At 28.6% G+C, this 10,417-nt stretch carries 13 protein-coding genes; all 13 read right to left on the reverse strand.

The window, feature by feature from the left end; translation table 11 throughout:
* Position 1: 1 nt before the first annotated feature.
* Positions 2 to 1,165 (reverse strand): hypothetical protein, encoded by a 1,164-nt coding sequence (locus tag DYA59_RS04460; protein ID WP_115269781.1) that lies wholly within the window; start codon positions 1,163 to 1,165, stop codon positions 2 to 4.
* Positions 1,166 to 1,221: 56 nt separating this feature from the next.
* Positions 1,222 to 1,977, reverse strand: coding sequence for an SDR family NAD(P)-dependent oxidoreductase (locus DYA59_RS04465; RefSeq protein WP_115269783.1), 756 nt, complete (start codon positions 1,975 to 1,977; stop codon positions 1,222 to 1,224).
* 79 nt (positions 1,978 to 2,056) lie between these two features.
* Entirely contained in the window at positions 2,057 to 2,473 is a 417-nt protein-coding gene (locus DYA59_RS04470) for a septal ring lytic transglycosylase RlpA family protein (protein ID WP_115269785.1), read from the reverse strand.
* A 10-nt stretch (positions 2,474 to 2,483) separates the two neighbouring features.
* The gene (locus DYA59_RS04475; protein WP_115269787.1) at positions 2,484 to 3,287 is read right to left on the reverse strand and encodes a DUF368 domain-containing protein; all 804 of its coding nucleotides are present in this window, start codon (positions 3,285 to 3,287) and stop codon (positions 2,484 to 2,486) included.
* Positions 3,288 to 3,301: 14 nt separating this feature from the next.
* Positions 3,302 to 3,877, reverse strand: a complete 576-nt coding sequence (locus DYA59_RS04480) for a beta-class carbonic anhydrase (protein WP_115269789.1) — start codon at positions 3,875 to 3,877, stop codon at positions 3,302 to 3,304.
* Between the two features lie 193 nt (positions 3,878 to 4,070).
* Positions 4,071 to 4,409 carry a DUF5684 domain-containing protein gene (locus DYA59_RS04485; protein ID WP_115269791.1) on the reverse strand — a complete coding sequence of 113 codons (339 nt, stop codon included), beginning with the start codon at positions 4,407 to 4,409 and terminating at the stop codon, positions 4,071 to 4,073.
* A gap of 29 nt (positions 4,410 to 4,438) precedes the next feature.
* Entirely contained in the window at positions 4,439 to 5,293 is an 855-nt protein-coding gene (locus tag DYA59_RS04490) for a CvfB family protein (RefSeq protein WP_115269793.1), read from the reverse strand.
* Positions 5,294 to 5,352: 59 nt separating this feature from the next.
* On the reverse strand, positions 5,353 to 6,027 hold the full coding sequence (locus tag DYA59_RS04495) for an ABC transporter ATP-binding protein (RefSeq protein ID WP_115269795.1): 675 nt from the start codon (positions 6,025 to 6,027) through the stop codon (positions 5,353 to 5,355).
* Positions 6,024 to 6,773, reverse strand: a complete 750-nt coding sequence (locus tag DYA59_RS04500; protein WP_115269797.1) for an ABC transporter permease — start codon at positions 6,771 to 6,773, stop codon at positions 6,024 to 6,026. Before DYA59_RS04500 ends, DYA59_RS04495 begins: the two co-directional genes overlap by 4 nt.
* Positions 6,751 to 7,686, reverse strand: a complete 936-nt coding sequence (locus DYA59_RS04505; protein WP_115269799.1) for an ABC transporter substrate-binding protein — start codon at positions 7,684 to 7,686, stop codon at positions 6,751 to 6,753. Before DYA59_RS04505 ends, DYA59_RS04500 begins: the two co-directional genes overlap by 23 nt.
* A 2-nt stretch (positions 7,687 to 7,688) precedes the next feature.
* Entirely contained in the window at positions 7,689 to 8,378 is a 690-nt protein-coding gene (locus DYA59_RS04510; protein WP_115269801.1) for a metal ABC transporter ATP-binding protein, read from the reverse strand.
* Positions 8,379 to 8,967: 589 nt separating this feature from the next.
* Entirely contained in the window at positions 8,968 to 9,525 is a 558-nt protein-coding gene (locus DYA59_RS04515; protein ID WP_115269803.1) for a Fe-S-containing hydro-lyase, read from the reverse strand.
* Between the two features lie 22 nt (positions 9,526 to 9,547).
* Complete coding sequence (locus tag DYA59_RS04520) at positions 9,548 to 10,390, reverse strand: fumarate hydratase (RefSeq protein ID WP_115269805.1); 843 nt, start codon at positions 10,388 to 10,390, stop codon at positions 9,548 to 9,550.
* Positions 10,391 to 10,417 lie beyond the last annotated feature (27 nt).

The raw sequence follows: 10,417 nt of genomic DNA on the forward strand, positions 1-10,417 counted from the left end.
CTTACCAATCTATTATTCTATTAAAATCTAATTTTTTTAATACACTATCTAATTCCTCATTTCCTAATGAAAGTACTTTTTCTCTTAGTTCCTCTCTACTCATTACAGGCTTTTCAAACTCACTTACAGGAAATCTAAATGGTCTACCATATGCAAAAGGGTGTAATGGATAGTACTCTACCCACACAGCACTATCTTCATAGAAAATCTTTTTACTGTCCGACGAGATAGGAGTTCCATTTTTTTCTGCTAGATTATATTTCAATTGATACTCCATAGAAGTAGTTTTTATATGTTTAAAATATCTATAAAATACTTCTACCTCTACCTCTTTTTCTACTGGTACCCATCTCTCCACTTCCACTGCTTTTCCATCTACTATTTTAGTTTCTACTACTCTCTCCATTACTGTTTTTTTTACTCTTTCTATATAACTATCTATTCCACTATGGGTTACCACCTTAGGTGGAAAGTAATTTAACTTAGAAACATTTATGTCAAATTTTAGATTATAATTTTTATTAGTTCCTGAGGAGAAGAGAGGATATTTTACTAAATTAGAATTTAAGCTCTCTTTTAATCTAGTTCTAAAACTATTATTCTCCCCTTTAAAATTTATTAGAAATTTTCCTAAAGCAAGTTTTCTACTGCTTATATATTTATCATCTATATCTTTTCTCTGCTGTAAGTCATATATTTTAGCTTGTGAAAAAAATCCATAAGCTCTTAATTTCTCCTCATAAGTTTCCGTTCTCACTCCATTACCTATTGTAAAAAAACTTTGTGCTAACTCTTTTTTTATATCTAATCTCTCCTCTTGAGGTGGTATGATAATTGCAATAGAGTTTTTACTTGTTGTTGGTAATTTATAATAGATATCCTGTACTCTCAATAGATTAAGAAGTGCCTTTGTATAACCAATGATATCTCTTCCACGAGATATATCCAACTCATCATAGTATTTTTTCTCTGCATTGGGATATATTATTTCAAAGGCATCTAAAGCTCTTCTGTCCTCATTATTTTCTTTTAAAATACTCAGTAGTTCATTCAATGAAGTTACATAATTTCCACTATCAGCTTCTTTTATAGCATTCCTCACTTGAAAATAAGAGCAACTACATAAAAATAGTGATAATATTATTAGAATAATTTTTCTTTTCATATATTCCTCCAATATTTTACATAAAAACATTATACCATTTTTTTCAAAAAATAAAACTATTTTTTTATCTTTTTTTCTTGAATTTTTTTTATTGACTTTAATTTTACTTTTAATGGAATAAATTTGTCAATAAAATATAAAATTTTATTAATTTTTCCTGGAATTATAATCTTCTTTTTTCTCTCTACTCCCTTCCATAATTCTACTGCCACCTCTTCTGGAGTAGTTACATAGATTTTTTCAAATTTTGACAGTTCCCTGTCCATTCCTTTAAATTTTGTTTTAGTCGGACCAGGAGTTAAAAGATATATCTCTACACCTTTTTCTCTTCCCTCTTCATAAAGAGACAGAGTGAGAGAGTTTACATAAGCCTTTGTTCCATAATATATACTCATAAGAGGACCTCCCTCTTGAAAACCTGCAGTAGATGAGATATTTATTATTTTTCCACTGCCCCTCTCTACCATTTTTTTATAAAAATGATGAGTAATTTTAGTTAGAGCAACACTATTTATCTCTATAAGCTTTTTTATTTTATCATACTCCATATTTTCAAAATAATCTATCTCTCCTATCCCAGCTCCATTTATAACTACATCTATCTTTTCATCTTTTATATCTTCTAAAAATTTATCTATCTCCACTTCATCTTTTATATTTATAGAATAGGATTTAACTTGATAATTTTCCTCCAATCTTTTTAATATCTTTCTATCTCTACCTAAAGCAATAACTTCATAACTATTTTTTCTAAAGATTTTTATAATCTCCTCTCCCATTCCTCCAGTAGCACCTGTAATTAAAAGTTTCATTTCTTCCTCCTTAATTTAGTAAATAAAAAATTCAAGAATAACTTTTTTCTTTTCACTCTTCGTTATTCTTGAATTTTTATTAAATTCCCTTGATATATTTTTTATACTCTGAAGAGGTAAATCTAGGACTTCCATGCTTATATTTAAAAGTATTTTTATCACTTACTTTTTCTACCTTTACATCAATAAGCCCATGACCAGTAGAAGCTATCTTATTAAAAGCAACTCTACTTAAATCTATCTTTCTCCCATATTTTTCAAATCCACCTCTATCTGTAACTACAACAAGTACAGATTTTTCATTTTCTTTATTAGTTACTTTTAATACAGTTCCAAAAGGATACTCATTAGAAGCACAAGTCAACTGATTAGGATCATAAACATAACCACTTGCTGTTAATTTCCCAGCAAAACCTTTTCCATACCAGCTAGCTGTTCCAGTAGATGTACAAGCTGTTACAAAAATTAAAACTACTACTACTAGAAAATATCTCATCTTTTCTCCTTTATTTATATAGATTTAACCAAATTTGTAAAATTGATACAACTATTATCCCAGTTATAAAAAACAGTGTTACACTTCTATATTTTTGGAGAAGTATATTTATAAGCTTAGCTATTAGAACAAGGCCTATCAATACTCCCAATCCAAAAGCTGTCAAAGGTAGTATATATAAATTTGTGATTATCTCACTTATTGAAGAATAACCTGTAATATTTATAAGATTCGAGAAGAATTTATTGATAAATCCTAAAATATTATAATATTCTCCCAACATAAGAAGTAAAAGTGAACCAGATATTCCTGGAATAATCATAGCTCCTGCAGCAAGTCCACCACAAGCAAAAAGTTTTAAAGTATAACTTGTAGTGACTACTGTAGCCAATTCCGTTACTCCACTATCTTTTCCAAATTTATAATCAGCATATACAAATCCTAAAGTAAACAAAGCACCTAAACAGAAGAAGAAAATATTCTTTTTGTCTTTTTTATTTTCTCCTTTTATAATATATGGAATAGACGGAAGAATCAGTAAACTAAATCCTCCAGCAGTAGCCCTTGGGTAATTAGTAAAACAAAATTCTATTACTCTTGCAAATAAAATTATTCCAATAGCTGCTCCACTTCCTATTTGTAACAAAAATTTTATGTACTCTATTTTTTTCTTAACAGGAACAGTAAGAAAATTTCCTATTGCCTCTGTAAGTTTATCATATACTCCCATTATTACTGCTAATGTTCCTCCAGAAACTCCAGGCATGATATTAGCAATTCCTATTATAATTCCTTTCAAAAAAAGTTGCACCATTAGTTACCCCTTAATTATATATAATCAAATCCATTGATTTCGACATCTAATCTCCCAGTTAATGGATCCATTATTAATCCATGTATCGCAATATTTTCTGGCATAAGTGGATGATTTTTTACTTTTGCTACACTTTCCTTTACTGATTCTTCAACACAATCAAATCCATGTAACCATTTTTTTACTTTTATTCCAGCACGAGAAAGAGTATCAAGAGTCTGTATGTTTATTCCTTTCTCTATCATTTTCTTAATCACTTTATCCGTATCCATACTACTAACACCACAATCATAATGACCTACTATAAATATTTCTTCGATATCAAACTCATACACACATATAAGTAGACTTCTCATAGCACTTCCAAATGGATGAATTATTGTCCCACCAGCATTTTTTATAATTTTAGCATCTCCATTTTTCAAATTTAAGGCCTTGGGTAATAATTCTGTAAGTCTTGTATCCATGCAAGAAAGTATTGCAATTTTTTTATCTGGATATTTTGTAGTATTATATTTTTCATACTCTCTACCTTCAACAAACTCTTTATTAAATTTTAAAATTTCTTTTAGGTTGTTTTTTAATTCCATAAAATCACCTCATTAAAATTTATTCAATCTACTTTTACTTAGAATATTCTAACTTAATTCTTTCACCCTGTCAAGATATCTAATTATTCAGTCTTAATTAATTTTATTTCATAAATAAAAAAGTCTTACTTTTAAATCAAAAAAAGAATTACTGATTTCCAATAAGACTTCTTAATTTTATAAATTAAAAATTTCATTTTTCTATAAGATTACTATTAATAAATTTATATTCACTAAAACCTAATATTGGATAAAATATAAATGGTAAAAGAGTTAATCCCAATGAAAAAGCAAGAGGAGATGAAACTCTAAAATTTTTAGCTATTTCCAGATGAAGTTTTATTATAGCAAAAATATTAACTATTGGTATAAGATAAAGAATTACATACCACCACTCTTTCTTTGCTATATATACAGTTTCTAAATAAATATTATAAATAGGGATTATTGCTTTCCAACCATCTATTCCTGCCTTTTCAAACATTTTCCACATACCGGCTACTAAGATAATATAAATAATTAAATTTACCATAAAATCTCTCCTTGAATGTTTTTTACAATCTACTTTTTACTAACTAGCTTAAAATACCCATCTTCTGTTTTTTCTATCTTACCTTGTTTTAAAAGATTTCCAATAGCTCTTTTAAAAGCTTTTTTACTCATATTAAAATAATTTACTATCTGTTCTGGATTAGTTTTATCATTAAATCTAAAACTATCCTTTAAAATCCTCATCTTTTCTAATATTAACTCTGCATCTTTATCAAGCTGTAAGTAAGCTAACTCTCTTGGCGATAAATCAAGCTTTCCATCTTCTCTCACTCTAATTACTCTAGCTGCTATCTCATCACCTATTTTATAATTTTTAAAATATTCATTTTTAGGAATAAGCCCAAAATATCTATCCTCAACAGCTACAAAGACACCTATCTCATCATTTATTCTATACACAGTTCCTGATACTATATCATTTTTTTTCATAGATGTACTTGGAAGTAAGAATTTATATATTTTCATTGTAGCAGAAAGTCTTCCCTTACTATCCTCATATATACCTACTAAGTATTTTTTACCAATTTCCACATCAGTTTCTTGCTGTCTTTTTGGAAGTAGTAACTCTTTTTTTAGTCCCCAATCCATAAATGCCCCAAGTGTAGGATGTATATCAGTAACCTCTAATTTAGCTAATGTCCCTACTAATGCCTCTGTCTTTCTAAAAGTTGCCACTGGTCTATCTTCAGAGTCCATATATACAAGAACTTCTACTTCATCCCCCTCTTTTAATTCTCTATCCTCTAGTTCATTATTAGGAAGTAGGATATTATCTTTACTATCTCCAGTTTCAGCATCAAGATAAGCTCCAATACTGGCAAAATTATTTATAACCAATTTTTGTCTTTTTCCTATTTTTATCATTAAATTCTCCTTTTATAGCTGCTTCAATTCTTTATTATTATATATCTATTTATATTTTTTTACAAGAATATTTTTCTAATTTCATCTTCTAACACATTATCAGACATATTTTCAAAAACCTTTTTTACTTTTGTAGGCTTTGATGAAAATATTATAATCTTATCTCCTATTTTTAAAGCTGACTCTATATCGTGAGTTATAAATAGCACTGTTTTTTTCTCTTTCTCTTGTAATATTTTAAAATATTCAATTATCTCTTGTTTTGTTTTTATATCTAAAAATTCAAAGGGCTCATCCATAAAAAGATAATCACAGGGATAAGCAAAGGCTCTTGCTATTCCCACTCTTCTTTTCATTCCACCACTTAGATGTTGTGGATATTCATCTCTATAATCTAAAAGATTTACCATTTTCAGATATTTTTCTATATGCTCTCTTATATTATCCTTTGATATTTTATCTTTAAGTACATACTCTATATTTTCATATACTGTTTTCCAAGGGATAAGAGTATCCTCTTGAAATATATAGGATATTCCTGAATTAGTATCTCTATCAAAATTAATCTCTCCAGAGTAATCATCTATATTTTTAGAGAGTATTCCCAGTAGTGTAGATTTTCCACACCCTGATTCTCCAAGTATTACTGTTATCTTGCCCTCTTCTCCTTCAAAGGAGATTCCATCTAAAACCTTTCTCTCTCCATAGCTTTTTTTTAAATTTTCTACTCTCATTTTTCCCACCTACACACTCTACTATTTATAGTCTTTAATCCCTTTTCTAAAAAATAATTTAAAACTATAACTACTATAATCCAAGCAAAGATATTTGAACTTTCCAAGTAAATCTTATTGATAAATATCTCTCCTCCTATTGATAAACTCTCTTGAGAAAGAACCTCTCCAGCTATTATCACTTTAAAAGTAAGCCCCATATATGATGGAATATTTGAAGATATAGAGTAATATATACTTGGAATATAAATATCTCTTACAACTTTTTTAGTAGGCACCTTAAAAACCTTTGACATCTTCAATAGATTTTTATCTACATTTTTTATACCACCTAAAATACTCTCATATAGTATTGGAAATAAAATTAACATTCCTACAACAATAGGAACTTTTTCTACACTACTCCATATAAGCACTACTATAATTATAGCAATAGTTGGAACAGCTCTTAGAAAAATTATAAATGGAAATAAAAGAAAACTTATTACCTCATATCTATATGAAGCCACAGAGAAAATTATAGCTAATATTAAAGAGAAGACAATAGAAATGAAAAATCTACTCAGTGTATTCCACAATATTAAGGTAAAATCTCCACTTGTCACTAAATTTTTCAATGAGAGAAAAATTTCACTTACTCTTGGAAAAAGAAGAGAGTTGTCTATATATAAGGCAACTCCCTCCCAAATTATAAAGAAGAAGAACATCGAAAGAAATTTAGGACTATTTTGCATAAATCTCTTCATCTGGTAACCTTCCTCCAATTACTTTTTTATTTACACTTTCTAAAATCTCAAAATACTTATGATACTCCTCTTGACAGTCCACTACTGGAGTATAAGAAATATTAGCTCTAGTCAAAACTTTATCCAAAATACTTGTATCTATTTCTAAATTATTTAACTTTATATTCTCAGTAGTTTTATCTTGATTTTTATAAATCAATGATATACTCTCTGTCAATTTAGATATGAACTCTTCTACTAATTTAGGATTTGTATTATAAACTTCCTCTTTTACAACAAGAGTAGATTGAGGATAACCTAAGTCTGATTCAATAATATTTTTCCACTCATCATTTAAATTGACTACAATATTAGAAGATAAACTTTTAGATAATACTTTACTCAACATTGGCTCTGGAATAACAATAGTATCCACCTTTTTTCCTAAGTATAAAGAAGCTACTTCATTCCCATTAGAAAGATAATTTATTTTTATATCTTTTTTATCTATTCCCTTTTTATCTAAAATACTTTGAAATATTATATCTGGAGTAAGCCCTTTTCCAAAAGTATAAACCTCTTTTCCTTTTAACTCCTCTAAAGATTTTATATTATCTCTACTTACTACATAAAAAGAACCCCAACCAACTGTTCCAAGTATTTTATAATCTAAATTTTTATTATACAGTTGAGCTGAAAAATTAGATGGAACAACAGCTATATCTCCCTCTCTTTTTAACATATCCACTACGAGAGCATCAGATAGCTTTTCTACCTTATAATCTATCTTTTTTCCATCTATCTCTTTAGTAGTTGACACCATATTCACTATTGAAAGAGCTGGTAATCCATCTGGTACTATTACTCTTATAGAGTCAGCAAAAATATTTAGACTTAGTAAAACAAATAATATTAGTAAATTCTTTTTAAACATCTCTACTCCTTATCCTTAATAAACTCTTGAGCATCTCCAAAATAATATGTTCTATCTTTTTTCTTTAGAAAAAGTAGCTTGTTAGCATATTGGCAAATCTCTTTTATATTGTGAGTTATAAATATTACTGTCAATTTATCCTCATCACATAACATCTTTATTGTTTGATAAAAATCTAATTTATTTTTCATATCTAAAGTTGAATTAGGACTATCTATAAAAAGAAGTTTTGGCTCTGTTATCAGATGTTTTGCCAAACTTGCTTTAAGTTGTTGACCTTTAGTTAATTTATTTATTTTATTATCCTTTATATCAAAAAGTTTTAATCTTCTTAAAAGATTATCTACCTTTTCCCAATCCTCTTCAGTAAAAGCTCTTCCTCTTTTTTTAGAAAGTAAAGATACAGCTACTACTTCTCTTATTGTACCTAAAAAGTTTTCTTTTTGCTGCATCAAATTTTGTGGTATATAACTAATCTCTGTTTTTTTTATATTATAATACTCTATATTTCCACTTATCCCATTATTTACAAGCCCTAATATACTTCTAATAAGGGTACTTTTTCCAGAACCTGGAACTCCTCCAACAGCTAGATAATCCCCCTTTTTTACATAAAAAGATAAATTTTCTAAAATACTCCTATTTTTATGTGATAAACAAAAATTATCAACAGTCAAAATATAATTACTCATCTAGCTCCCTCCATTAAATTTTTATCCCATACCACATTATATCACGTTGTAAATTTTAAGTAAATGAAATTGAAAAATTTAATTGAATAGAAACTTCTCTTATTAAAAATACAAAAATAACTTTCTTTCAAAGAATAAAGAGCAAGTAGGCTTCCAAAATTCTAAGAGTTCTAGCTCTTTAAGAATTTTGAGACACAAAAAGCAAAACTTTCAGTGTTTTCTTAATGTAACACAGAAAATAAATTTCTGTGTCTCAATAGTAGTAGTCGTTAAAACTCCTCTACTATTGGAAAACTCGTTTCACTCAAACAGTTGTGTTTTTTAGCGTTCGATTTCGCTAACTTGCTCTATTTATTCTCCTCAATCTTCGTCATTCTTGAATGTTATCCTATCTCCTAGTAAATTTCTTAAATTGAAATTGTGACATAGGAAAAGTAAAGAAAAAGGAAAAAATTTACTGTAATGAGCATTGCGTAAACACTAGCGATTGGAAGTAAACTTTTTTCCTTTTATATTGTTAAATATTTCTATTTTTTAATTTCAATTTAAGAATTTGTAACAACCCCTATTTATTCTTGTGTTTTAATTTTTATTTGTCTAATCTATTCCACTTAGCTTGTCCCTCTTGATATAAATCTCCTCCATAGATATCATTGATAACTATTGCTGGGAAATTTTCTACCTCAAGTCTTCTTAAAGCTTCTGCTCCTAAGTCCTCATAAGTAATTAGCTCAGCTTTTTTTATTGATTTAGCTATAAAAGCAGCTGCTCCTCCTACTGCGGCAAAATAAACTGCCTTTTCAGAAATCATAGCATCTTTAACTTCTTTAGATCTTGCTCCTTTTCCTATCATCCCTTTTAATCCTACTTTTATTAAATCAGGAGCATAGGCGTCCATTCTATAACTTGTTGTTGGTCCAGCACTTCCTATTGGTTTTCCTGGTTTAGCTGGTGTTGGTCCTACATAGTATATAACTTGTCCTTTTACATCAATAGGCAACTCTTTTCCCTCTTCTAATAATTTTACAAGTCTAGCATGAGCAGCATCTCTAGCTGTGTATATTACTCCAGTTATTTTTACTGTATCTCCTGCTTTTAATTTTGCTATATCTTCATCTTTTAAAGGTGTTGTTAAATGGTATTCCATAATTTTTCCTCCTCAATCTTTCCTATAACTCTACTTCTTTATGTCTAGCTGCGTGGCAATTGATATTAATAGCAACTGGAAGAGCAGCTATATGGCAAGGATAAGTATTAACTTTTACAGCAAGAGCAGTAGTTAGCCCTCCTAATCCTAAAGGTCCTACTCCTGTTTTATTAATTAATTCTAATAACTCAGCCTCTAAATTTCTTGCTATTGGGTCTGGAGTTACATCATTTATATCTCTAAGTACAGCTTCTTTTGCTAATATAGCTGCCTTTTCAAAGTTTCCACCTATTCCAACTCCTACAATTATTGGAGGGCAAGGGTTTCCACCAGCATTTTTTATAGTTTCTACTACTAATTTTTTTATTCCCTCTACTCCATCAGATGGCTTTAACATTTTTAAAGCACTCATATTTTCAGAACCTCCACCTTTAGGAGCAACTATTATTTTTACTTTATCTGAATTTGGCACTAGTTTTGTATGAATTATAGCTGGAGAGTTATCCTTAGTATTAACTCTATCTAATGGGTGTCTTACAACAGATTTTCTAAGATACCCTTTTTCATATCCTCTTCTTACCCCTTCATTTACAGCTTCATATATATCTCCATTAATTTTTACCTCTGTACCAATCTCTAAAAATACTACTACTATTCCTGTATCTTGACACATAGGAACTTGCTCATTCATAGCAATCTCATCATTTTCTATAATTTGACCTAGTATATTTTTTCCTACTTCTGACTCTTCATTATTATAAGCTATTTTTATTTTTTGTAATATATTATCATTTAAAAAATAGTTCGCCTCAACACACATTCTTTCTACTTCAAAAATTACTTTTTTTAAATCTAACTCTTTCATTAAATATCACCTTTCACTATAATCAAA

Source organism: Fusobacterium necrogenes (genome assembly GCF_900450765.1).
Lineage (GTDB): Bacteria > Fusobacteriota > Fusobacteriia > Fusobacteriales > Fusobacteriaceae > Fusobacterium_A > Fusobacterium_A necrogenes.